A 23,907-nucleotide genomic window follows, 5' to 3' on the forward strand; every position below is an offset into this window, starting at 1 on the left:
TCCTTACCTGGCAAGCAGCCGGTTTAACTGGTGAAGAATGTCCTGCGTCTGGCCGTCAAGGCGCAGCAGATAAAACAGATACACCAGGGCGAGCACAACCATGCCGCCCAGCAGAAGGTGTCTGACGGTCAGGCGTTTTATCAGCCGGTAGCGTCCCCCCTGCGCGACCTGATTCTGGTGCAGCAGCGGAAACGGCGCATCGCCGCGCAATGGACGCAGCACGTGGTGCAGGCGGCGGTATATCTGTTCAAACTCGTCCTGACTCTGCTGCGCCACTTTGTAGCGCCCGCGAAAACCGAGTGAAAAGCAGAGGTATAAAAACTCCAGCAGATCCTGGTAGCGTTTTGGTTCACGCATCAGGCGTTCCAGCAGAATAAACACCTTTTCCCCGCCCCAGGCCTCGTTGTGGAAATGGACCAGCAGCGACTGCCTGATCCACTCGTTTTTGTTTGACCAGCCGTTGCCGAGCGCCGCCTCATCAATAAAGGTGCAGAGGATGTAACGAAAAGACACAATCACGCCCGGCTCATAGCCCTGCTCCTGCAGCAGTTGCTCCACCGCCTGCACGTCGGTCACCACCTGCGCAAACAGGTGTTCCGGCATATTCAGGCTGTTCATCCCTGACAGACGCATCACCATCCCCAGCAGCGGCGTGGCGGCATCGATCATCGGATTCAGGCTGTTGCCGCGCAGCGCCAGGCGATACTGGCGACCGGAGTCCGGTTCAGACGGCAGGACGAATTCGCTCATCGTCTTATCCTCTTATCGCCCACAGCTGCATATCCAGCTCCGGGAAGGTCCCGGAAATATGCATCGCCAGCGCGCCCGCCTTCACCACGTCCTGCCAGGCGGAACTGCCTTTCTCCAGTTCAAAGTAGACATAGCCGTCATGGTACGGTAGCTGACGGGGGGCCGCCGGCAGCGCGCGCAGCGGAATGCCCGGCACCTGCACGCTGACCATATTGCGGATTTTGTCGGTGGCGGCGATTTTCGACTGCTGGGTAAACTGGAGGATTAGCTGGGCATGCGGCATCCGGGCGCGAACCGCCAGCACAAAGACACCGGACTGCAACAGACCCGGATCGTTGACCGTGGCCAGATAGACGCCTTCGGTAAAGATCAGCGGCAGGTTCTGCGCACGGGGTTGCAGGACAATATTGAGCGCCCGACGCAGCTCCGGGATCACCGTTTTAAAAGACTGCGTTAAATCGCGATGGTCATAAGACTCGACGACACAGGGGAGACGGCTGTTTTCGGTAAAGGTCATCAGCTCGCCCAGCAGGCTGACCAGATCCAGATAAAAGGTTTCCGGGTGCAGGGTATGCAGACGCGCCCGATGAGAAAAATGCATCTGCCAGCGGTTAAGCATCTGTAGCATCATAAACTCGGCGACGTCGGCGATCCCGCTCTGCTCCGGCGAACCAATACGCTTCGCCAGATCGGCGGCGCGGGTGGCGATCAGCCCCTGCACGTCACCGACAAAGCGGTTTAGTACCGGGCTGACGCGCAGCGTCTGGCAGGTCGGGATGAAATCATCATCCAGTACCAGCGCGCCACCGGCCTGAAAACTGCGGATACGGCACAGCGGCAGCACCACCATCGCGCTGAGATCCTCTGCGCCACTGACGATTTTCGGCCCCAGCTGGCCCAGCGTCAGCGACTGCATATCGCCGTCATTGCTGTGTACGTCGCGGACATCGGTGTGCACCACGCTGTAGCGCTCCGAACTCTGCCCCGCGCTGCGAATGCCCTGCACTTCGCTGATGTTATGGGTGGCGACCGGCAGCGCCAGATAAATATCGTGGCTTTCCGGTGTGGTGAGTTCCCGTGGCTGATATGGCAGCGGCAGCAGATCCTGTTCAGGAATGCGGAACACGGTGCCGTCCGGCAGACAGCCCCCCGCCCGGTCGATCATCACCTTGCCCTGCGCCAGCAGTTCAGTGTTCAGCGACAGTCCGGTAAATCCCCAGGCAAAATCACCCAGCGCATCCAGCCGCTCGCACAGCATCGCATCGTTATGGCGCTGCTGCTGCTGAAAGTGCTGGGGCAGCGCAAACATCCCTTCCTGCCAGAGTACCCGGTTTTTCATTGTGGCCATCGTTATTTGTCCTCGGTCTTCATTTCAATACTGTTCTGGCGTACGTGCACCAGCAGGCGGTAGTGATGCCCGGTTCCTTCCACCGGCACGATTTGCTTCCATTCGCTGGCCTGGTCGTCGGAGAAGTAAGCGACGATGCCAATAAACTGTGTTTTTGCATCCAGACTCACGTCAGGCAGCGTTTTGAGCGTGTCCGGCAACAGGGTAAAATCCTGGTGGTCGAGATAGTTTTTCCCCAGCGCTTCCGGCAACGGTGTGGACGCCATCAGGTCGTAATCCGCTGCCTGAAATTTTGAGTCATCGGTCAGGTACACCAGTTGCACATCAACCGGGGCAGGATCGCCCTCGCCGTTCAGGTTGCTGTCCGGCTCGGTCAGCAGCGTGAGGGTTACCCCAGAAGACTGCTGTTTCAGATCGCCAACCTGAATACCGGGATCGGCAATCACCTGGCCGATCTTTTTGGTCATCGTGCAGCCACTGACGCTGAGCGCCAGCATCAGCATGACAAAAACGCGTCTCATGCTTCCGGTTCCCGCTGCTTCTCACGCAATACCCGGTCATACACCTGGCCATAGACTTCGTTAAACAGCATGGCAAATCCCTGCTGCCTGTCCGAAGCCAGTTCGGCGTAATAATGGCGGTACATTGCCCATGCCCCGGCATCGTCCAGCTCCCGGCGCAGCTCGTGGCTGCGGCGATACTGCACAAAGCGGCGCAGCAGGCTCTGCGGCGAAAACGCCTCCAGCATCACCCGCAGCGCTTCGGCAATCGCCGCCCGGTTGGCCTCTTCGTGATGGCGGACATTGCGCAGGCTCTCGCGAATGGCGGCAGGCGCCGCCAGATGCACCGGACTTTTGCCTTCGGCGAACATCACTTCCAGCGCCGTGGCGTAGTCAAGATTCAGGCGCAGCGGGTTATCTTCCAGCGGGCGCAGGTGTTTGTCCGACAGACTGTTCTGGCTGTGCTGTAAATCCAGCAGCCCCTGAATCGCGGCCTGCAGGGCGCGTCCGCTCTCTTCCAGAAAGGCGTCGGCGTCCTGCGAATTGTGCACGCTGAGCGAACTGCCCAGCCCACGCAGCAGCGGCGTTACCGCCAGATGTTTCTGCGCCGTTTGCGCCGCAGTAAACTCATCTTCATCACGCGGGTCCGCATATACCGGGGGCAGATCCATAAAAGAGGTGTCCAGCCCGCCGTTGGCCTGCAGATCCGACAACGGCACGGTCTGCTGCCCGTAAGCCGCCGGTGCGGCGGTCAGACTTTCACTCTCTAACACCTGTAAAGGGTCGGAGGAAAAGCTGTTGACCACCGTGGACGTCAGCTGGTGACGCTGCTGCAGCCCCGGATATTCCGGCTGGCCGTCGGTAGAAATCAGTGCCTCCACCAGACCGTCACGCTGCATCACAATGCTTTCCGGTGTCGCCATCTGCTCGTCATAGCTGATACGTTTGCCTTCGTGCAGAAAGACTTTTAATGCCAGCGCGCCCAGACTGATTTCATCCCCCTGACGCAGGCGCACCAGCCCGGCGTCGGAGGCCACCGGAGCCAGGTTGATCATCAACCCCGGCATCAGGCTGCGCAGGCAGAAAGCGCCGTCATGCAGCACAATGGCGCAGGCGCGCCCGGCAACCGAACCGGCCCGATCCTGTACCGGCCAGTGGCACCCTTCCGCATGGCCTATCTCGCCGCCGTCACCGGAAAACAGGCATTTTGCGGCACGACCGCTTTCCAGTTCATTGCCGTTCATCACCTGTAGCGTCAGCGACAGCGTGGAAGACTGTGGTTTTTCCTCAGTCATTTGTTGCTCCATAAAATTAATCCCTGATGTGGAGGGTGACGGAAGGCGAAGTAACCGGCTGGCCAATAAAACAGGTCCGTCCCAGACGGGAACACGATTTATCCCCCAGCTGCATCCTTCTGGCCTGCTCCGGTGCCAGACCCAATTGCAGATCCCAGGCAAGCTGGTCACGCAACAGAAACGAAATAAACATTTTCAGCGCCTGATGATCATCCCCGTCAGGTAAAAACGACAGGTAACGCGCCATATCCAGGCCGTTAATCCGCAGCAGGAATTTACCGCTGCGATCCGGTACCCGCGCGCCGAGTGTGAAATTGACGCCCAGCACAGAGCGCCCGGCGACATGTCCGTCGGTTCGTATCTTCGGATTACGAACCCCCACCCGGTTCTGCTCTGACGGCTCGATCGCCACTTTGCGAAGTTGCCAGCTCTCAATCGTGACATCCGGCAAATCAAAACAGTGGGAAACCAGATTGCATACCACGTCCGGCGAACGCCCCGGCGTCGCCAGTATTCCGGCATAGGCCAGCATTTTGCTGTGGTTGATGGCGAGCCTGTCACGTGCACTGCGGTTACCCAACCCGACAAGGGAATACATGCGCTGTGAAAATGCATCCGTCCCGCCATTGCGAAAACAGATGTAGTAGCGGTACTTACGCCAGGCGTGATAAGCAAACTGCGTCCAGCGATGGCTGAACAGATCCAGAAAATCGTTCAGCCCTTCTTCATTCTGCGCAGACTCCCGGGCCATTTGATCCAGGTAATAACCCGGTAACGGTGACTGACTGCCGGAAAAACCGAGAAATGTTGAGGTCAGCGTGAACTGCCCGTTATCTCTGCGCGTGAGCGATGTTAAATCACTACCAGGGAACGCAATGCTGGCATCAGATTTAAACAGCACCACCTCATCTTTCGGCTCGGTACGCAGAGAAGGTTCACTGTCCGGTTCACCGTAGCGACGATAGAGCGACTCCAGCAGGGTATAGAAATTGATGCCGCGCACATCTGCCGGAAATATCACATCAGGGCGTGCTGGCCGGTACTCTTCCATTCCCAGACCTCCTGACTTTCTGTATTGATAATCTTCAGGCAGTGGAATGAATTGATACTGGCGTACAGGGCAAAGAACTCAGACAGCACGACACCTAACAGGTAAACCTCACCCTCGCAGATAAAGGGTGCCGGATTGATCCACAACGAGGTCGCAAGCCCCCTTACCGGGACGCCTTTGAACAACCGATCCACCGGTTTAGTTTCCATTTTCTCAATTGCGTCCAGTTTTTGCTGTGACAACCGGGCCTGCTGTGGATGATGGATGCCGGGTAAATCGAAAGTACGCAGGATCTGTACCAGCGCATCACGGTCCAGGAGAGAGAGATAATTCAGGTTCATACTGGAAATCAGTGACCAGTGCATATCGCCATCCGTGACCGGGTACAATGGCCGCGTCGGGCGCGTGACGTTGCTGAAGCTGGCTACGGCCGGGTTTTTCCCCACGGCCACGCAGATATCGCCAGTGTGCAATTCCGCAGGCAACATCCGGTTGGTACAGACCAGCGAAGCGGTAATGACCTCGCCCTCCAGCATGGACGGCTCAGGCAGCCTACCATCGGCGTGAACAAAGGCGATGGCATGCTCAAGGCCACGATGAAACAGGGACGTTTTTGTCCGGTGGTGCCAGTACACCACCTCACGCTGGCGGCTGTATTCAAGCTGGTGATTGAAACTTTCAAACTCTGGCCAGAACCGGGTTTTGTTCCCTTTTACAGAGAGCTCATCTGTCTCCGCGCTTTGGCCCGCCACAGATTTAACCCGGAAAATATCATAAGCATCCGGGTGCTGATGGCTGGCTTTCAGCGGATATTGCGGCGTACTTCCATCCGGCCTGACCGGTTCGGCATGGTGAACAAACAGGTTGACGGCAGGTGTGCAGTAAAGCCGCAATGAACTCTCGCGCAGTTTGATATCCACCGGCAACGGCTGATTAAAATGCAGGCGCAATGTAAAAGAACCTGCAGGAAAATCTTCCGGTAATGCCGCGACATCCCGCAGATGAAAGAAAAAAAAGCTTTCCGGGTAGCAGAAATACTCCTGAAGAACACGATAGCCGTTATGAACATTTTTAGGCCACGGCAGCAGCGCATCCTCACGTTCAAACCCGGCAGCTTCCAGCCACAGTTCCGGTAACGCAATGCGACGCTCACCCACAATCAATTCAGCATCCATCAGGCGTTCACTGAACCACAGGTAGAGCTGATGGCGGGTATAGTCATCGTCGTTTCCCAGCCAGAACGTAAGTTTATTAAAATCCAGAGTCAGGGGAGACACACCAGCATCCATAAAAAAATCAACATCAATGATGCCTTCTTTGAGGGTGCTGGTATTACGAACATCACGGAGTTGCAGCGGTTGCAGCCACATATCCCGGGCAAGAGTAAAATGACAGGCTGGGACAAAAGCATCTTCTCCGTCAGTTAATGCCCCTTTATGTACAGATGACCCATTCATGTTCGGACGGGTTGTCACCAGTTCTTCACGGGAAACCTGTACTGGCGCTTTCAGGTTGTTTTCGGGTCTGTATTCAACCACCGTCATCGATGGAACCGGACGCAGGTAATTGGGCCAGAGCATCCGGATAATCCCATGGGTAAACTCCGGAAATTCATCTTCCAGTTTTTGCCGCAGCCCCCCTGACAGAAAAGCGAAAGCTTCCAGCAGACGCTCCACGTCCGGATCGCCTTCCTTTTCCGCCAGAAAACGGGCCAGATAAGGTTTATCCTCTGCCAGCAACTTGCCTAACTGGCGCAGATAATCCAGCTCTTCCCGGTAGTAACGTTCCTCAAAAGCCATTTTGTCACTCCACCCGGTAGCGCTGGCGGTTATCCAGCAGGATCTCAAACTCCAGGAGATCTCTGGCATCGTTAAAACTCACCTGCGCCACAATATGAAAACGTAATTCCTGCGGAGCACTGACATCCGGTGAATCGGCATCTACCGTCACATCAAAGAGTCGGGGCTCATAACGGAGAATGCAGTCACGAATTCCCCGGCCAATTTCCTGACGGAAATCACTGGAGACCAGCGCATCATCATTCAGATCAGGAATGCCCAGCTCCGGCGAACCATAGCAACTGCCGGAACGGGTATTCAGAACGTTTTCCAGGTTTCGTCTGATGGACTGTAACAACTGCCCAGGTGACGATAAGCGGCGCGACGATCTGGCCGCATTCCCCACCCGCTCAAACAAACTTCCCTGCATTCCGATATCCCGTTCCGTCATGGTGATTAATCCCGGTCGAGACGGCCAACGAGGGACAGTTCAAAACTGGCGCCCATATATTTGAAATGCGGACGCACGGAGAGCGCCACCTGATACCAGCCCGGTTCACCTTCCACATCCAGCACTTCAATTTTCGCCTGACGCAGCGGCTTACGGCTGCGCACTTCAGCTGGCGGATTTTCCTGATCGGCCACATACTGGCGGATCCAGGTGTTCAGTTCGCGCTCCAGATCACCACGCTCTTTCCAGGAGCCAATCTGTTCGCGCTGCAGAACTTTGATGTAGTGTGCCAGGCGGCTGATAACAAAGAGATACGGTAGCTGGGTGCCCAGCTTGTAGTTGGTCTCCGCGTCTTTGCCTTCCGGAGTATTGGGGAATACTTTTGGCTTCTGTACCGAATTAGCCGAGAAAAAGGCAGCGTTATCACTGCCCTTACGCATGGTCAGAGTAATGAACCCCTCTTCCGCCAGCTCAAATTCACGACGGTCAGTGATCAGTACCTCGGTCGGAATTTTAGCCTGCAGCTGTCCCATCGCGTCATACAGATGAACCGGCAGATCTTTTACTGCACCACCGTTCTGCGGACCGATGATATTCGGGCACCAGCGGTACTTCGCAAAGCTGTCAGCCATATTGGCAGCCAGCAGGAATGCCGTATTCCCCCACAAATAATCATCATGGCTGTGGGCAACATTTTCCCGGTAATTGAAACTTTTCACCGGGTTGTCGCCCGGCGCATACGGCTGACGCAGCAGGAAACGTGGGGAAGTGAGGCCGAGATACCGGGAGTCTTCTGACTCGCGCAATGCGCGCCATTTGGTATAGGCAGGACCTTCAAAAATCGCACCGACATCTTTAATGCCCGGCAGCTCAGTCCAGGAATCCAGGCCGAGAAACTCCGGCGCAACGGATGACAGGAACGGCGCATGCGCCATGGCGCTGACCGCACTGACGTACTGCAGCAATTTCAGATCTGCCGCATTATTTTTGAACGCATAATTACCGATAACTGCCGCCACTGGCTCGCCGCCAAACTGGCCGTAACCACTTGAATAAACGTGCTTATAGAAACCAGACTGGGTGATTTCCGGGGCGAATTCGAAGTTGTCCAGCAACTCTTCTTTGGTGGCATGCAGCAGGTAAATTTTGATGTTTTCGCGCGGATCGGTACGCTCAACCAGCAATTTCAGGGAGCGCAGCAGTGATTCCAGTTCCTGAATCACCGGGTCGTGAAGGATCAAATCCATCTGGCGACTTGTCCGCTCGTCAATATCCGCAATCATGGCGTTAACCGCCAGAATGTCGACTGACTCAGCTTCATTCTGCAGCAGGGCCGAGATAAATGCGGTCACGCCCTGACGGGCAATACCATAGCTTTCAGACTCAGGCTGAAAACGGCTTTGTGCCATAATATTGTCCAGCAATGATGTTCCTGCCTCTGGCGCGGCACTGACGGGAGCAACTTCTTCCTGTAAAGACATAGTGAAATCCTTGTGCAAAGTTATTTCTGGCTGGCCAGACCCAGTTCCTGAATCAGCTGTTCGCGGGTTTCCTCGTTATCCAGAAGTGCCTGCAACTGAGCGCGAAATGCCGGGATATTGCCCATCGGCCCTTTGAGGGCAACCAGCGCCTCACGCAGCTCCAGCATTTTTTTCAGCTCAGGCACCTGGCTGGCGATGCTGTCCGGCGAGAGATCGGCCATCGAATTGACTTTCAGGCTGATATCCATACGCGCGTCAGCCTTTTCACTAAGCACCGACGGCACGGAAACGTTCCGTTCAATGCCAGACTGGGCCAGTACTGCGTTTAATGTATTTCGGTCAACAGCGACTGGCTGGCGTTCATCCAGAGGGGTGTCATCCGGCTTTCCCAGTAAATCCCCGGTAACCAACAGGCTCAGCGGGAGCTCAACTTCAGCCGCCTGACCATCCGTCCTTGGAACATAGCGGACATTAATACGTTCCTTAGGCGCTATACTTCCGTCATTATGATTGCTCATGTATATATTCCATAAAATGATGATAGATATTTATTCAGACCATTAATGGTAGAATTATCCATAAAGACAATAGCCAGCAACGGAAATAAAAATCCGCCATGACAAAAACATCGATCAGGGAGTATCATACTCCCTGAATGAAATTTTAAAACAATTTTTCGAACCTTCGACATATAATACACGCCGACGTGACGAATGACACATAATCAGGTATTTCATCTGGGATATGGTATATACAGGATGAAACACAGACAAAAGATCGCAGCACAACCATATGTTTTAACTGAATTTATAAGAAAACATTCAATCAAAATGATTATGGCGAATATGAACAATGATTACATCACAAATATAAATACATGGTTGCTTTAACTTTACAGGACAGAAGAAAAAATGAATTAAATAATATTAATTCAAGAGCAACCTATGCATAAAAATAAAAACACTGCACCGGAGTCAATCAGCAATGAATTTAAATACACCATCACTTTTACCGACAGCACAACGAATGCTACTCCGCAGGGGCAAACACAAAAGCATTGCCGTGAACAATGTTTTTGTGTTTGTTAAGAACCATTGAACGTGCTGATGGGAATTAGCACAAATATAAATAATGCAAAGGAGTTAAGGAAATGCCAACACCGTGTTACATCTCAATTAAAGGACAAACTCAGGGACTGATTACCGATCGCGCATTTACTGCTGAATCTGTCGGCAATATCTACGTTCAGGGCCATGAAGACGAGATGCTGGTGCAGGAATTCAGCCACAACGTCACTGTCCCGACCGATCCTCAGTCCGGCCAGCCATCAGGCCAGCGTGCACACAAGCCGTTTATCTTCACCGTGGCGCTGAACAAAGCAGTTCCACTGCTGTACAACGCACTGGCTTCCGGAGAAATGCTGCCAACCACCGAACTGCACTGGTATCGCACCTCCGTGGAAGGTAAGCAGGAACATTTCTTCACCACCCGCCTGACCGACTCCACCATTGTGGATATCGACTGTCACATGCCGCACTGCCAGGACGCGGAAAAACGTGAATTCACTCAACTGGTAAAAGTCTCTCTGGCTTACCGCAAAATCGAGTGGGAACACGTCTCAGCAGGTACCTCCGGTGCTGACGACTGGCGCGCACCACTGGAAGCATAAGCTAAAACCAGCAGCACTCTGCCGTCATGGCAGAGTGCTGTTTTTAAAGTCATTAGCCACAAAAAAGCAGTATCAGCACCGAGTTACATTTTTCATACGGGAGATGGCAGATGCCGGAAACTTCGGCGGTAGCGTGACTGAAGAAAAGTGTAACACTGTAGTTTCATTGCCATTATCGGCAGTTTGTCTGTTTTCCTGTGAACATCAGGGAGGTCATATATGTCATTACAAGGTCTACGTTTTACGTTACAGGTGGACGGACAAGCAGCAGATGCGTTTGCTGTCGTAAAGTTTCACTTAATCAAGAAGTTATCATTACCATTTTTACTGGATGTAAACGTCGCAAGCGACCGATTTAAGCTTGAAGCCAAAAATCTTCTGGAGAAGAAAGCTATCCTTAAAATCTGGCAAGGGCCAAAAGCTATACATACGGTTTGTGGTGTCATTGCCAGCTTCGGGATAGCAGAAAACAACAACTGGCAAATGCGGTACAATTTGCGCATTCATCCACCACTATGGCGGAGTGATCTAAGACAGAACTTTCGTATCTTTCAGCAACAGGATATCAAAGCTATCACCTCAACGCTGTTGAATGAAAATGGCGTCACTGAATGGGAACCTGCATTTAAATCCTCTCATCCACCCAGGGAATTCTGCGTACAGTACGGCGAGTCGGACCTGGCGTTTTTAACCCGACTGTGGTCAGAAGAAGGTATCTTCTTTTACGATAAATTTTCGCCAAACGGAGCAGATCAAAAGCTGACGTTATGTGATGATGCTTCGCGCCTGGCAAAAACCAATGCGATTATACCTTTCAACCCAAACAGCAAAACGGCAGCGGATGAAAGTTACATCAATGTTTTCAATTATGAAGCCAATGTTCGCCCTTCATCTATTCTTAGCAAGGATTACACTTTCAAAGTGCCGGGATGGGAGGGAAAATATCAGCAACAGGCTGAAAACCTCAATAATCAGTTTAACCAATATGAAATCTTTGACTATCCAGGGCGATTTAAGGATGAACAGCATGGTCAGGATTTTACCCGCTACCAGTTGGATGGGTTACGAAACAATGCCGAAAAGGCTTCCGGAATAAGTAACTCACCAGAACTCTGGCCAGGAACAGTCTTTACTCTTACCGGGCACCCACAGGAAGCCATGAACCAGAAGTGGCAGATAGTCAGTAGTACGCTGGTAGGACATCAACCACAAGCACTGCATGGCAGCAAAGAAGCAGGAACGTCACTCTTTAATCGTTTTGAAACGATACCTGCAAACCGAACCTGGCGCCCTTATCCCTTACCCAAACCCAAAGTCGATGGACCACAAAGCGCTATTGTAACCGGCCCTGAGGGAGAAGAAATATTCTGCGATGAACACGGTCGGGTTCGTGTGAAATTTCACTGGGACAGAAACCGCCCTAAAAGCAGTGAAGACAGCTCCTGCTGGGTACGGGTATCACAGGCATGGGCGGGGTCAGGATTCGGCAATCTGGCTATCCCACGCGTCGGGCAGGAAGTTATCGTGGATTTCCTCAACGGTGACCCGGATCAGCCCATCATTATGGGACGCACCTATCACCAGGATAATCGTTCTCCCGGTGACCTCCCAGGCACAAAAACGCAGATGACCATTCGCTCAAAAACTTACAAAGGCGAGGGTTTCAATGAACTGCGTTTTGAAGATGCCACTGCAAAAGAGCAAATCTATATGCATGCCCAGAAGGACATGCAAACAGAGGTGCTGAATGACAAAACCACTACGGTTAATCACGACCATAACGAAACGGTAAAGAATAACCAGACGGTCACAGTCGGTGTCGGACAGACGGTCAATGTGGGCAGCAAGAAAGAAGGCGGGCATGACCAGACAGTAACTGTTGCCAACGATCAGACGATTACCGTACTGAATAATCAGACTGTTAACGTAAAAGAAAAACGCGAGAAAAACGTTGGGGGAGATCAGAAGACAATCATCACTGGCGAAGATATTGAGACCGTGAAAAAGTCCCAAAAAGTGAAGGTGGAAAAGAACTATAAACTCGATGTGGACCACGAAACGCTCGTTAAATCCGGAGACAAAATCGAACTGATATGCGGTGCCAGTGCCATCACGCTGGAAAGCGGCGGAAAAGTGACTATCACAGGCACAGAGTTTGAATTTATTGCCACCGGGCCAGCCCGTATCAAAGGCAAAGACGTGTTCATCAACTAAGGCGTGAAAAATGGAATTTCGTAACCTGACGCCTTTCTCAGTGATGCAATACGCAATGGATGACAAACACAACGAGCGTCATTGTGTGGTCGCCATGAAAACAGGCTTCCGGCTGATACAGGATGCCGAAGGCCAGTGGCTGGCACAACTGATGGAAAACCCGGTGCTGCCCTTATGTGTGGAAGATGAATATTCCGGAGAAATCAACAAATCCCCGGTGCTGCGTGAAAGCGACCTGGCTCCCCTGAAACCCGCCTGTGACATCATTGTGAACGGCACAGTGTACACGCCGGATGGCATTGCCGTGCCGGAGATGACGGCGGGTTTACTGATGCGCTCATCGACAGGTGAGGTGCTGATAGATAAAAAGCTGCGGATAACCGGCCCACATTTTTACCGACAACAGCCGCTAACAGGTCAATGGTACGAAACCGAGCCAGAGCCGTTCACCTCCCTGCCGCTGAACTACCATTATGCCTTTGGCGGCGAATGCCGCATCGAAGCCGACAGCGACTATGCTGCCCGCATCCCGGAAGAATACCGTCTTACCGACGAACAGCGGCGCGAACACCCTGAACCGGACAACCCGCCGCTGGCGCATATGGCCTGTCCGGTCAATCCACTGGGGTTGGGGTATTCGCAGGCATGGTATCTGCGGGCCTGTGAACTCCGGGAAGTGGAAGCACCCCGCATTATTGCAGTGGACGGTCCATTCACCCTTAAACAGTTTACTGACTGCCTTAACGGGCATGGCGACTGGTTTGCCCCGGAATACCAGCCTGCGGGGTTTGGCGCGATAGGCCGTGCCTGGTTGCCGCGTCTGCCGCTGGCGGGAACCTATGACCAGGAATGGCTGGAAACACAGCATCCTGACCTGCCGGATGATTTTGATTTCAATTACTGGAACTGCGCCCCGGATGACCAGCGCATCCCCTTTCCGCTGCCCGGCGGCGAGTTTGTGCTAACTGGGTTCCGCCCGGAGGGCGATATTCGCTTCTCCCTGCCAGCACACCAGGCACGCCTGCTGATCCGCGCCATGAGCGGACACCGTTTACCGTTGCCGATGTTGCTGGACACACTGGAAATCAATACTGACACGCTGACCGTGGCACTGACCTGGCGTTTTCTGCTGCCAGGTAACACACCACCAGTACGGGTGCTGGAAGCAAGATACCGGACAAGGAGTGCATAAGGATGGCCGATAACTATACCGCACGTCAGAACGGCGACTGGAAAGTTGTCAGCACCAAACCGGATGTGTGTAAAACGCCACGCGGCGATTCCACCCCGCCCGTCCCCTACCCTGTCACGGCGAATATGGGTACGGCGGTGATGGTGGTAGCGTCAGTGAAGCTAAACGGCTGCCCGGCAGTGGTGCTGGACCAGAGCAAAATCCCGCAGACCATCGGCGATTCGCCGGGGGCGGCAAAAGGCGTGAGCAGCGGTACAGTCGGTGATGTGTGCGAACCACTGGGGCACAGTGAGACGGTATTCTTTGGCGGCAAACCCATGCTGCGGCATAACGATGAGTTCTGGATGAACAGCCGAAACACCATTGGTCTGATAGTTGGCCAGCCGCCACCGGGCGGGGTTCCGGCAGATGAGGCTGACCCACCGGATGAGCCTGAGACGGAGGAAGAAGAAGAGGAAGAAGGCAGCGGCTGGCTGGACTGGGTGCAGACGGGGCTGGATATCGCAGGATTTATTCCGGTGGTGGGTAGTCTGGCAGACTTGGCAAACGCGGGCATCAGCGCAGCCCGAGGAAATTACGCTGAGGCGGCGATGTCGCTGGCGGCGGCGGTGCCGGGCGTCGGGGATGCGGCGAAGGCCGCATCGATGGCGGTAAAAGGAGCAAAAGCCGCCGGAAAAATGTCGGCAAAGGCAGCGGCTAAAGCGGCAAAGGAGGCCGCGAAGGCAGCTAAACTTGCAGCGAAGGCGGCAGCGAAAGCCGCTAAGGAAGCAGCAAAGGCGGCCAGGGAAGCGGCTGCGAAAAAAATGGGAGGAATAGTCAAGGGCTGGAAGGAGTTTCTAGAACATCCGGGCGACAAACTGAAAGAAATATTTTGCGCCAGTGACCCGGTGGATGTGGTAACGGGTTCTCTGATCCAGCAACTCAGCGTATTGAGTTTGCCTGGCTCCCTGCCGCTGACGCTTTCACGTTTCTATCGCTCACAGGCAAAAGAAACAGGCATATTTGGCCCGAAATGGACGGATGAATGGTCCTGTTCGCTGGTAGTTCATGGCGAGAATCTGCACTTCACTGACCACGATGGAGTGATACTTTATTTCACCATTCCACAGGATGGACTTTTCCACAATGCCGTAAATTTCCGGGCGGGCAATTATCGGCTGTCCGGTGACATGCGCGGCGAGCTGGCTGTTTTTGACCGCAGCTCACAGCAGACACGTATTTTTACCTCAACAGACCATGGCATATACCTGCTGTCAGCCCTTCACGACAGTTACGGCAACCGGATTGATTTCCACCGCCGGGACAGTCTGCTGACAGAAATCCACCACAGCGACGGTTATACACTTACCCTCGACTGGCAGCAACAACAACTGCTGAGCATTGACCTGGTGACACCGCAGCGTCAGCGCCTGGTGTCCTGTAAATACGATGACAATGGCTTTCTGGCAGAGTGTGACACCTTCCAGTTTACCCATCTCTGGCATGAGTATACGCCTGAAGGGCTGATGACCCGCTGGCGGGATACGGATAAAACACAGGTCAGCTATTGCTACGATAACGCAGGGCGGGTGACGGAAGTCTCCACACCGGAAGGATACTATAACGACCGTTTTATCTATAACGATGAAGAACGCTGTACCACCTATCTTGATGCAGAGGGAGGACAAAAACTTTACCGGTATAACGAAGATAACCTTGTCACCAGCATTACCGACCCGCTGGGACGGGAAGAAGTCTCTGTATGGGAAGGGATGAAACTTCAGTCCCGCACCGACGCGCTTGGGCGCACCACGGCGTATGACTACAATAATGAAGGTGAGATAAGCCGTGTATCCCTGCCGGGTGGCTATAGTCTGAGTTATGACTATAACGAAGCCGGGCAGTTAACACGGCTGACGCTACCGGGTAATCAGGTCTGGCAGTGGGCTTACGACGACCACGGCAGTATGGTCTGCCTGACCGACCCGCAGGGGCGACAACAGCAGTTCAGCTACAGCGAACTGGGTGATTTGCTGGCGCGCATCATGCCGAACGGGGCTACCTGGCGCTGGAGCCACGATGCGCTGCATCAGGTCAGGGAAGCTGTCGCGCCGGATGGCGGTGTGACGCAGCTCGAACAGGATATCCTGAGACGTCTGCTGAGCGTCAAAGACCCGCTGGGCTTCACCACACAGTTCCGTCACAGTAAAGCCCATGCGGGGCCGCTGGGCAGCGTGGAAGAAATCAGCCGCCCGGATGGCGTGCGCGAGCTGATGCGCCAGAACAGCGAGAAGCTGCCGGAGAGCTTCACCGATGGCGAAGGCAAAACCACCCGCTATGAGTATGGCGCATTTGACCTGCTGACTGCGGTGGTCCGCCCCGATGGCGAACGGCTGGAATGCCGCTACGATAAGCTCACCCGCCTGACCGAGATCATCAACGCTGAAGGCGAAAGTTACCGACTGACGTATGACAAAGCCGGACAGCTTGTCGCCGAAACTGATTTTACCGGGCGCACGCTGACCTACGGCTATGATGCTGCCGGGCGCTGTATCCGCACCACCTTCCCGGACGGTACACATCTGAACCGCCGCTATAACGTGACCGACCAGGTGACGGATGAAGAAGTCACGCAGGGCGACAGTGACCGCATCCTCAGTGCCACCACCTCCCGGTATGACACACTGTGTCGTCTGGTGGAGGCGAAAAATAACGATGCCACCGTCACCTATGAATACGATGACGCCAGCCGGTTAACAGCTGAAACCATTAATGGCAGACGGACGGAATACGGCCACGACGCTGAACTGGACACGGTGGCGCTGCGTACCACCGCAGGTATTACCGAACGCTTTATCCGTGGGTTAATGGGCGAACTGACCTCGTGGCAGATAGCGGACCATGCGCCGCTGCTCTTTGAATATGACCTGCGCGGCGAGGAAATAGCGAGAAAAAGCGAAACCGGGTTTTACCAGACACAGGGCTACACGCAGACGGGGATGCTGACCACGCAGCGCGCGGGCAGCCAGACAGAGCCGCAGGCCAGGAACAAAGACCTGCAACGTCAGTGGCTGTATGACCATGCGTATAACCTGACGATGATATCGGACTCACTGCGCGGCACGATGGTCAACAGCGTGACGGCAAACGACCAGATAAGCCACGCCACCTGGACGGGCAGCGGCAACACACAGATGCGTGAGGAGCGCTTCATCTACGACAGTAACCTCAATATCACCCGCCGCCAGACGTGGGTAAATGAGGTACTGGAGAGCGAGACACATCAGCAGCAACAGCATGGCCGGGTGGTGTCGCGGGAGCACAAAGAATGGCAACACTCAACACACCGGATTAACCCGGACACCGGAATGCCGGAGGAAGGGAAATTTGTCCGGGTGGTCAATGCGCACGGTATCACCTGGAAATACGATATTAACGGTCGTCTGGTGGAGAAGCTGGTTGATAAAGGCGGCTACCGCCCTCTTCAGTGGCGCTACCGCTGGGACGCCAGAAGTCAGTTGACAGGGCTGGAGACACCGGAGGGCGAGCGCTGGGAATATAAATATGACCCGTTCGGCAGACGTATCAGTAAACGCTGTACCAATCGCGACAAACCCGGTACGGACTTCCACTGGAATGGCGACCAGTTGACGGAAGAAATCCCGGTTAACACCGATGGCACACCAGACGACGAAAACACCATTCGATGGATATACGAGCCGGGGAGCTTTACGCCACTGGCGCGTTATGAGAAAGGCCAGTTGCATTATGCAGTAACGGATACGGTTGGCCGTATTCAGGAGCTGCTGACCGAAGACGGCACCATTGTCTGGCAGGGCAAACAACAGCTCTGGGGCCGGGAAGAAGCAGCAAATGACGATAACCTCTCATGCAGACTGCGCTTTCCGGGGCAGTATGAGGATACGGAGTCAGGGCTGTACTATAACCGCTTCCGGTACTATGATTGCGACACAGGGCAATATCTGTGTGCCGACCCGATAGGGTTGCTCGGTGGTGTAAATCCTTATAATTATGTCGGTAACACACTAAAATATGTTGATTTTTTAGGGTTGAGTCCCGATGTTACCTTCAACAAAACTCATAGCGGTTCATTACCAAAACCTAAAGGTACAGGTTCGAATGGTGGCAGACTACAGTCACATCATGGTTTGCAGCAAGAATGGTCAAAGCACAATTTACCAGGCTACGATCCTAAGTTAGCACCAACTGTAACAATAGAAACTGGTAAAGGATTACCACATACAGAAATTTCAAATGCACAAAACGCTCGGCGAGATGCTCGAGTTGCGCAAGGGAAATGTAAATGGTCATCATCTTTACAAGACGAATTATTGAATATTGTCACTGACTTCCGTAATGCAGGTTTTGATGATACAACAATTAGTAAGATACTTAATCAGCAATATAAAATGCTTGACAAGTTGAAAATTGATTATACGAAGATAACGATATGACTAACATAACATTCTTTAAACTAAATGATAAATTTCGCCTTGATGTATATAAACCAGCTTCAAGTAACGATGATATAAACAAAATGAAAAATCACTTTAAGGATATCACTATTCCTAATGAGTACATTGTCTTTGTATCTCAAATGACAGAAGCTGAAATCCTTGTAATGGGCGAATCCTATATACGAATTTGGGGGGCTCCGGGTTGTATGGAGATGAATGATGCTTACAATATTCAAAAATATATTCCAAATTCATTGGCTATAGGTGATGATGAAGGGGGTAAGGTTATCTTATATGTATCAGGTCATAATGGCTATGGGTTGTATCAAGTAGGATTTGGTGACTTAGATATTAATGATGCAGAGTTTATCTCACCGTCATTAACTGAATTGCTAATCTATGGGGTTGGCGCTAATAATTTTTTGTAAATATCGGACTCGCTTACCAGACTGGAACCCCGGAAGGTGAATGCTGGGAATATGGACTGCCGGTAAGAGGAGATAAACATGAGTGATATGGAATCAGTTGTTAGGTTCTCTGCTAATTTCATAAATTGTTATACTGAAGATGATGTCCCAGTTATTGGCATTGGTGATGATCCTAATGAACCAGAACATTACATCATAATTTCACAATTTATTGATATAGATGAGAGCATTGATGAATCCATTGGATTTCAGGGGCATTTCTTTGATGCCGAAGTATCTAATGCAATTAGTAAATTAGAGCTAAATAAAAACCAACTATTGATTAATATCAAAAGTGATAAGATGGAGAAAATCAAAGCACATAAAATTCATATCAAGATAGATGTCTCGAAAGAAAAATTTCAATTATTGATTGAGTATATTCAGAATATTTTTTCTCAGAGTACTGTTGTAATTGAGATAACTAATACATGACCAGCCAATTGACTCACCCGCCTGACGGAAATCATCAACGCCGAAGGTGAACGCTACCGCCTCGAATACGATAAAGCCGGGCAACTTGTCGCTGAAACCGACTTTACCGGACGCACGCTGACCTATAGCTATGATGCCGCCGGGCGCTGCATCCGCACCACTTTCCCGGACGGCACGCATCTCAACCGCCGCTATAGCACCACCGACCAGGTGACAAACGAGGAAGTGACGCAGGGCGACAGCGACCGGGTACTCTGTCGTACAACGTTTACTTACGATACTCTCTGCCGCCTGACAGAAGCTCGCAACGACGACGCCACCGTCACGTATGAATACGATGATGCCAGCCGGGTCACCGCCGGTATTACTGAGCACTTTACCCGCGCACCTCGTGGCAGATAGCGAACCATGCTCCCCTGATTTTTGAGCACGACCTGTGCGGCCAGGAAATATCCCGCCAGAGTGAAGCCGGGTTAAGCCTCCGCCAGAGTTACACCCCGACTGGAATGCTGACTGACCAACAGACCGGTGACCTGAACGAACAGAATCCGCACTACCGGCGCAATAACACCCTGCACCGTCAGTGGCTGTATGACAAAGCGTACAACCTGACGATGATTGCCGATTCCCTGCGGGGAACTATGGTCAACAGTCTCACGGCAAACGACCAGATAAGCCACGCCACTTGGGCCGGCAGCAGCAGCGTACCAATGTGCGAGGAGCGTTTCACTTACGACAGAAACCTCAATATCTCCCGCCGCCAGACCTGGGTAAATGAGGTCATGGAAAGTGAAGCACACCAGCATCAGCATCAGCATCAGCATCAGCATCAGCATCAGCATCAGCATCAGCATCAGCATCAGCATCAGCATCAGCATCAGCATCAGCAGTATGGACGAGTGGTATCAAAGAAAGAAAAAGCCTGGAGGCACTCGACACATCGCATTGACCCGGATAACGGAATGCGAAGTTTCGTAAACTTATCCTGCAGATAGCGGACGATATAAGGAAAAAGATGAAAAATACATATAGTAATGCGAATACTCTCTCATATGATTTTAATGTTGATTTCGCGCTGGATAAACAATTCATCCGACATAATTTTAACAGAGGAGAGTTGCGGATAAATCGCGAAACAGGTGGAATTATATTAGTAATAAGATGGGAATATATATGGATAAAAAGATGGGATGCAAAAAATGACTGGACTAATACAGAAAAAGATATGTTTCATGCTAATGTCAATGCAATTATAAGTCAAGTATGGAATGATAAAATTTCATTTTCCGTTTCAGGAAAATCAGACTTTGCAAAAAAATTCAGAGGGAAAAAACTACCTTTCAATATTCAAATAATTCAAGTTGAAAGGAATGAGCACTGGAGGGTGTATACCTATAAAATTGATAACAGCAACCCAGATAGTTTCTTTCGGAGTAGCGTGTCATGGAAATCCGGGCATATTTACATTGATTCAAAAGATAATGTAATGGAAACTAAATACCTCGACTCATCAAATATAAGTCGTAAACAAAAAGGATTAGCTCATGAACTTGGACATGTTATTGGTTATCTTGTTGATGAATATCAAACAGGAAATTCAGACCCTAGTGCGTTAATGAGCATTGGTATGGAATTACGTCCTCGTTATCTGACAGCGGTCGTTGAAAATCTGAATAAAATGATCTATGATACTAATTTTCAAATTAAGGATGTGATAAAATGAATAGAGCTTTCATAATTTTATTTTTCGTATGGAATAGTTCAATAACAAATGGCATTGCTCAGATCCCTGAGTATATTTACTTAAATGCAAATGGTAAACTTAACGGAATTGACGAAACTATTTTAGTTAAAAAATATGGCCCTCCGACATATGAATTAATACAACCCCGCTATAAATATATAGGAGAGGAAAATATTGAAATAGAAAGAACATATCGCTCAACAAATCCTCAATCTCGCAATGTGTCTATAAAAAAATCGCTCTGGCACATCAATAAAGATTTCGATCTGACCGCTTGGTTGCATTACTATAACGGGAAATGGATTGTTATATGCTATAGTTTTACCCCCCCAGATGCCATATCCTAAGCTACTTACTGCAGAGCGAGCTAATGAAAAGTATATTTGTGCACATCCTTAAGCGATGTAAAAATAAAACCATAAATCCTATTTTGCATGCTAAATAAAATATTTATAATACATCTTTTATTTAAATTCCATAGATCAATATTGCATTATTAATGTTTGAATTATAGTGATAGTAACCAGGCCAAGTCCCCTTTCAACAAAATGTTTAGATTCATCAAATAGCTACCGTAAACAAATAGGATTGGCACATGAACCTGGACACGTTATTGACTACCTTATTGATGAATACAATACAGGAGATTCAGATCCAAGTGCGTTAATGAGTATAGGGATGGAATTACGTCCTCGTTATATGATACCTGTCACTACTAACCTTAACAAAATGATTTATGATACAAAACCCTCCATTAAAGAAGTGTTAAAATGAACAAAATTTATGCTATTTTCATCATTTCAATATGTCTTAACCCAATAAAAAAAGTATTTACCAAAAATATTAATTACTCGCCCAGTCAATCTCAGAATATATTCAGATGAACTCCGATGGAAAATTAAACGGAGTTAGTGAAAGTGTTTTAATCGAAAAATATGATTCACCTGCTAGTGAATTAATTCAACCACGCTATAAATATAGTGGTGAAGAAAACATTGAAATAGAAAATACATATCGTTCAACAAATCCTGAATTCAGTAACGTTTCTATAAAAAAATCAATCTGGCATATCCATGAAGGTCTTAATCTAACAACTTGGTCCCATTATAAAAATGGGAAATGGATTATTATATGTTATGATTTTTGGTTGCCTGGTACGCTATACTAAGATCATGCCATGAAGTACAAAATATTCCCTACTTATGGCCATTACCTGCCTCATAAACAATATATATCAGGGAAAGCATGCTAAAATACTCATAATCATGAAGCCATCCGGTACTTTGAAAATACTCTGTTGATTTTACAGTTCCCGAAATCAGCACTCAGAGGTATAAATATCTTAGCCATGTTCAGCATGAGTGCTTTTTTGGAACTGTTTGCTAAAGTAATACGTTTTAGTATTAACTTGGGCACCTCTCTAGTATTTCCTCACTATAGTCAATTAAAAAATGTTTTCTACAGCAATGTTTAACTGAAACGTAACAATATTTTTGCACAAAATAGCTGGACGACTAATCCGTTCACCCGCACAAAATAATTAATTTTTGTGGGAAAGAACACTATCAAAGATGGCATAACCAGTCTGACTGCCAAAATAACTCACCAACAAAAACTTTCTACTTAAATAAACATGAAAAGATATAAAAATATAAAACACCGCACTATCTGGACACTTAAAGAATTTAAATTTGTAGAAGAAAACTACGGTATTATACCAACAGCACTAATTGCAGAAGAGCTTGGGCGAACTGTGGACGCAGTCAGATGGGTTGTACGTAAACAGAAACAAAAGCTGATGGAACCATACCAGCCCTGGACAGAGGAAGAAAAAGCAATCATCTGTACTCATTTTACGGCAGGTAGTCAAATTGCACAGATAATGTCACTGCTGCCAGGACGAACACGAGGGGCGATTTACCTTATGAAAGATAAACTGAATGTTCACAGCCCTCGTCAATGGAATGAACAGGAACGTCAGGTTCTGGTACAGTATTATCCAGTGGAGGGTATGGCTGTAACAGACCGCTTGCCCGGCAGAACAAGAGCATCCGTGAGACAAGCGGCATACTCAATGGGCCTAAATTTACCGGGTAGTGAAACAAGGCCTGTACAGCAAAAATGGACCCAGAAGGAACTGCTACGACTGGAAGCAAACCAGAACCTGCCTCTGGCTGAACTGGCGGTATTATTTCCAGGACGAACACCTGTATCAATACGTAAGGCCCGTATCCGACTGGAAAAGCGCCAGCAAAAGGTATCGAAAACATTGAAGTACAATACGTAATCAATGCTTACTTACGATGAAGTAGCGGAAACATAACAATAGTCACTCCAGTCATCCATCAGAGAAACTCGTTTAGGCCACAAAGTCCCCCGCTGGTAAGCAGCTTCCGCCTTATCTGCTAACTGATGTGCCAGAGCGTGTTCAATCACTTCCCGCTGGTATAATGTTGTCTCCCCTGCCCATTCACGGAACGTTGAACGGAAACCATGTTGTGTTAGATCTTTGCGATCCATTCGTTTTAAGACGGCTGTTAATGACATATCTGAGAGCTGCCCACCACGAGGGGCCGGAAAGACGAGATTATTACCCTTAAAGCGTGGAAGCGCCTTTAACAGCGTCACCGCAGCGTCAGATAACGGAACGCGATGCTCTTTACTGGCCTTCATTCTTTCCGCCGGGATAACCCATGTTTTAGCCTTCAAATCAAGTTCATCCCATTCAGCGCCACGAATTTCCCCTGAACGGGCTACAGTCAGAATAGAGAACTCCAGAGCGCGGGCTGAAATCCCCGTTCTTGTACGAAGTTCTGTCATAAACATACCCATCTCGCCATATGGCAGTGCGGCATGATGTTTTTTATTCTGTACCTTACCTGGCATCGGCAAAAGTGGTTTCAGCATCCCTTTCCAGGCAGCTGGATTATCCCCCTCGAATTACTCTTTCGCTTTGGCATAATCCAGAATGGTTTCAATACTACCGCGCACACGGCTGGCGGTTTCATTTTTAGTTAACCAGATAGACTCAGGTATCGCCAGAAGACGGATATAACATAAGACACTAATCTATCA

Annotated in this window: 21 protein-coding genes and 1 pseudogene; 11 read left to right on the top strand and 11 right to left on the bottom strand. The window is 50.5% G+C overall.

All coding sequences use genetic code 11. From position 1 onward, the window contains the following. Window positions 1-3: 3 nt before the first annotated feature. The 9 genes from icmH to tssB are packed head-to-tail and all read right to left on the bottom strand — an operon-like array spanning window position 4 to window position 9,172. Window positions 4-750, bottom strand: a complete 747-nt coding sequence (gene icmH, locus FHD02_RS20145) for a type IVB secretion system protein IcmH/DotU (RefSeq protein ID WP_039591374.1) — start codon at window positions 748-750, stop codon at window positions 4-6. 4 nt (window positions 751-754) lie between these two features. Further along, window positions 755-2,098, bottom strand: coding sequence for a type VI secretion system baseplate subunit TssK (tssK, locus tag FHD02_RS20150; protein WP_220394256.1), 1,344 nt, complete (start codon window positions 2,096-2,098; stop codon window positions 755-757). 2 nt (window positions 2,099-2,100) lie between these two features. Next, entirely contained in the window at window positions 2,101-2,619 is a 519-nt protein-coding gene (gene tssJ / locus FHD02_RS20155) for a type VI secretion system lipoprotein TssJ (RefSeq protein ID WP_220394257.1), read from the bottom strand. Further along, window positions 2,616-3,893 (bottom strand): type VI secretion system-associated FHA domain protein TagH, encoded by a 1,278-nt coding sequence (gene tagH / locus FHD02_RS20160; protein WP_255597443.1) that lies wholly within the window; start codon window positions 3,891-3,893, stop codon window positions 2,616-2,618. The genes tssJ and tagH overlap by 4 nt, the downstream gene beginning before the upstream one ends. Window positions 3,894-3,909: 16 nt before the next feature. Next, window positions 3,910-4,944, bottom strand: a complete 1,035-nt coding sequence (tssG, locus tag FHD02_RS20165; protein WP_220394259.1) for a type VI secretion system baseplate subunit TssG — start codon at window positions 4,942-4,944, stop codon at window positions 3,910-3,912. Beyond that, window positions 4,911-6,743, bottom strand: a complete 1,833-nt coding sequence (gene tssF / locus FHD02_RS20170; RefSeq protein ID WP_220394260.1) for a type VI secretion system baseplate subunit TssF — start codon at window positions 6,741-6,743, stop codon at window positions 4,911-4,913. Before tssF ends, tssG begins: the two co-directional genes overlap by 34 nt. A 4-nt stretch (window positions 6,744-6,747) precedes the next feature. Then, window positions 6,748-7,173 (bottom strand): type VI secretion system baseplate subunit TssE, encoded by a 426-nt coding sequence (tssE, locus tag FHD02_RS20175; RefSeq protein ID WP_220394261.1) that lies wholly within the window; start codon window positions 7,171-7,173, stop codon window positions 6,748-6,750. Window positions 7,174-7,178: 5 nt separating this feature from the next. Next, window positions 7,179-8,654, bottom strand: coding sequence for a type VI secretion system contractile sheath large subunit (tssC, locus tag FHD02_RS20180; RefSeq protein ID WP_220394262.1), 1,476 nt, complete (start codon window positions 8,652-8,654; stop codon window positions 7,179-7,181). A gap of 20 nt (window positions 8,655-8,674) precedes the next feature. Continuing rightward, a complete protein-coding gene (gene tssB, locus FHD02_RS20185; protein ID WP_220394263.1) occupies window positions 8,675-9,172 on the bottom strand; it encodes a type VI secretion system contractile sheath small subunit in 498 nt (165 codons plus the stop codon). Window positions 9,173-9,804: 632 nt separating this feature from the next. On the opposite strand from tssB, the gene FHD02_RS20190 reads away from it, so the two are divergent. The 7 genes from FHD02_RS20190 (at window position 9,805) to FHD02_RS24490 (ending at window position 19,490) form a co-directional block, all read left to right on the top strand. Beyond that, a complete protein-coding gene (locus FHD02_RS20190; RefSeq protein WP_220394264.1) occupies window positions 9,805-10,323 on the top strand; it encodes an Hcp family type VI secretion system effector in 519 nt (172 codons plus the stop codon). A gap of 219 nt (window positions 10,324-10,542) precedes the next feature. Continuing rightward, entirely contained in the window at window positions 10,543-12,537 is a 1,995-nt protein-coding gene (gene tssI, locus FHD02_RS20195; protein WP_220394265.1) for a type VI secretion system tip protein VgrG, read from the top strand. A gap of 10 nt (window positions 12,538-12,547) precedes the next feature. After that, window positions 12,548-13,729 carry a DUF2169 domain-containing protein gene (locus tag FHD02_RS20200; protein WP_220394266.1) on the top strand — a complete coding sequence of 394 codons (1,182 nt, stop codon included), beginning with the start codon at window positions 12,548-12,550 and terminating at the stop codon, window positions 13,727-13,729. Between the two features lie 2 nt (window positions 13,730-13,731). Further along, window positions 13,732-18,183, top strand: coding sequence for a PAAR-like domain-containing protein (locus tag FHD02_RS20205; protein ID WP_220394267.1), 4,452 nt, complete (start codon window positions 13,732-13,734; stop codon window positions 18,181-18,183). Further along, the gene (locus FHD02_RS20210) at window positions 18,180-18,614 is read left to right on the top strand and encodes an SMI1/KNR4 family protein (protein ID WP_220394268.1); all 435 of its coding nucleotides are present in this window, start codon (window positions 18,180-18,182) and stop codon (window positions 18,612-18,614) included. Before FHD02_RS20205 ends, FHD02_RS20210 begins: the two co-directional genes overlap by 4 nt. A 78-nt stretch (window positions 18,615-18,692) precedes the next feature. Further along, window positions 18,693-19,088: an Imm10 family immunity protein gene (locus FHD02_RS20215; protein WP_220394269.1), complete on the top strand. Its 396-nt coding sequence runs from the start codon at window positions 18,693-18,695 to the stop codon at window positions 19,086-19,088. A 33-nt stretch (window positions 19,089-19,121) separates the two neighbouring features. Then, complete coding sequence (locus FHD02_RS24490; protein ID WP_309241900.1) at window positions 19,122-19,490, top strand: RHS repeat domain-containing protein; 369 nt, start codon at window positions 19,122-19,124, stop codon at window positions 19,488-19,490. Between the two features lie 71 nt (window positions 19,491-19,561). Here the strand turns inward: FHD02_RS24490 and FHD02_RS24495 are convergent, their stop codons facing one another. Beyond that, window positions 19,562-19,966 carry a hypothetical protein gene (locus tag FHD02_RS24495; protein ID WP_255597446.1) on the bottom strand — a complete coding sequence of 135 codons (405 nt, stop codon included), beginning with the start codon at window positions 19,964-19,966 and terminating at the stop codon, window positions 19,562-19,564. A gap of 137 nt (window positions 19,967-20,103) precedes the next feature. Here FHD02_RS24495 and FHD02_RS20225 point away from each other — a divergent pair, with 137 nt between their 5' ends. The 4 genes from FHD02_RS20225 to FHD02_RS20240 all read left to right on the top strand — a co-directional run bounded on the left by FHD02_RS20225 (window position 20,104) and on the right by FHD02_RS20240 (window position 23,119). Continuing rightward, window positions 20,104-20,811, top strand: a complete 708-nt coding sequence (locus tag FHD02_RS20225; protein WP_220394270.1) for a hypothetical protein — start codon at window positions 20,104-20,106, stop codon at window positions 20,809-20,811. Next, window positions 20,808-21,179 carry a hypothetical protein gene (locus FHD02_RS20230; protein WP_220394271.1) on the top strand — a complete coding sequence of 124 codons (372 nt, stop codon included), beginning with the start codon at window positions 20,808-20,810 and terminating at the stop codon, window positions 21,177-21,179. Before FHD02_RS20225 ends, FHD02_RS20230 begins: the two co-directional genes overlap by 4 nt. 533 nt (window positions 21,180-21,712) lie before the next feature. Next, complete coding sequence (locus FHD02_RS20235) at window positions 21,713-22,000, top strand: hypothetical protein (RefSeq protein WP_220394272.1); 288 nt, start codon at window positions 21,713-21,715, stop codon at window positions 21,998-22,000. Window positions 22,001-22,465: 465 nt separating this feature from the next. Then, window positions 22,466-23,119, top strand: a complete 654-nt coding sequence (locus tag FHD02_RS20240) for a hypothetical protein (RefSeq protein ID WP_220394273.1) — start codon at window positions 22,466-22,468, stop codon at window positions 23,117-23,119. An 11-nt stretch (window positions 23,120-23,130) separates the two neighbouring features. Here the strand turns inward: FHD02_RS20240 and FHD02_RS20245 are convergent. Further along, window positions 23,131-23,880 (bottom strand): annotated as a pseudogene (locus FHD02_RS20245) (tyrosine-type recombinase/integrase); the annotation flags it as partial. Window positions 23,881-23,907: the final 27 nt, after the last annotated feature.

This window comes from Citrobacter sp. EC_71, assembly GCF_019584005.1.
Classification (GTDB): Bacteria; Pseudomonadota; Gammaproteobacteria; order Enterobacterales; family Enterobacteriaceae; genus Citrobacter; species Citrobacter werkmanii.

Bases quoted from the DNA above. Each gene is read 5' to 3' on its own strand.
- tssE (WP_220394261.1), bottom strand. From the start codon at position 7,173: ATGACGGAACGGGATATCGGAATGCAGGGAAGTTTGTTTGAGCGGGTG.
- tssJ (WP_220394257.1), bottom strand. From the start codon at position 2,619: ATGAGACGCGTTTTTGTCATGCTGATGCTGGCGCTCAGCGTCAGTGGC.
- FHD02_RS24495 (WP_255597446.1), bottom strand. From the start codon at position 19,966: ATGCTGATGCTGATGCTGATGCTGATGCTGATGCTGATGCTGATGCTG.
- FHD02_RS20235 (WP_220394272.1), top strand. From the start codon at position 21,713: ATGAACTCCGATGGAAAATTAAACGGAGTTAGTGAAAGTGTTTTAATC.
- FHD02_RS20240 (WP_220394273.1), top strand. From the start codon at position 22,466: ATGAAAAGATATAAAAATATAAAACACCGCACTATCTGGACACTTAAA.
- icmH (WP_039591374.1), bottom strand. From the start codon at position 750: ATGAGCGAATTCGTCCTGCCGTCTGAACCGGACTCCGGTCGCCAGTAT.
- FHD02_RS20230 (WP_220394271.1), top strand. From the start codon at position 20,808: ATGAATAGAGCTTTCATAATTTTATTTTTCGTATGGAATAGTTCAATA.
- FHD02_RS20215 (WP_220394269.1), top strand. From the start codon at position 18,693: ATGAGTGATATGGAATCAGTTGTTAGGTTCTCTGCTAATTTCATAAAT.
- tssF (WP_220394260.1), bottom strand. From the start codon at position 6,743: ATGGCTTTTGAGGAACGTTACTACCGGGAAGAGCTGGATTATCTGCGC.
- FHD02_RS20205 (WP_220394267.1), top strand. From the start codon at position 13,732: ATGGCCGATAACTATACCGCACGTCAGAACGGCGACTGGAAAGTTGTC.
- tssK (WP_220394256.1), bottom strand. From the start codon at position 2,098: ATGGCCACAATGAAAAACCGGGTACTCTGGCAGGAAGGGATGTTTGCG.
- FHD02_RS20190 (WP_220394264.1), top strand. From the start codon at position 9,805: ATGCCAACACCGTGTTACATCTCAATTAAAGGACAAACTCAGGGACTG.
- tssB (WP_220394263.1), bottom strand. From the start codon at position 9,172: ATGAGCAATCATAATGACGGAAGTATAGCGCCTAAGGAACGTATTAAT.
- tssC (WP_220394262.1), bottom strand. From the start codon at position 8,654: ATGTCTTTACAGGAAGAAGTTGCTCCCGTCAGTGCCGCGCCAGAGGCA.
- tssI (WP_220394265.1), top strand. From the start codon at position 10,543: ATGTCATTACAAGGTCTACGTTTTACGTTACAGGTGGACGGACAAGCA.
- tagH (WP_255597443.1), bottom strand. From the start codon at position 3,893: ATGACTGAGGAAAAACCACAGTCTTCCACGCTGTCGCTGACGCTACAG.
- FHD02_RS20210 (WP_220394268.1), top strand. From the start codon at position 18,180: ATGACTAACATAACATTCTTTAAACTAAATGATAAATTTCGCCTTGAT.
- tssG (WP_220394259.1), bottom strand. From the start codon at position 4,944: ATGGAAGAGTACCGGCCAGCACGCCCTGATGTGATATTTCCGGCAGAT.
- FHD02_RS20225 (WP_220394270.1), top strand. From the start codon at position 20,104: ATGAAAAATACATATAGTAATGCGAATACTCTCTCATATGATTTTAAT.
- FHD02_RS20200 (WP_220394266.1), top strand. From the start codon at position 12,548: ATGGAATTTCGTAACCTGACGCCTTTCTCAGTGATGCAATACGCAATG.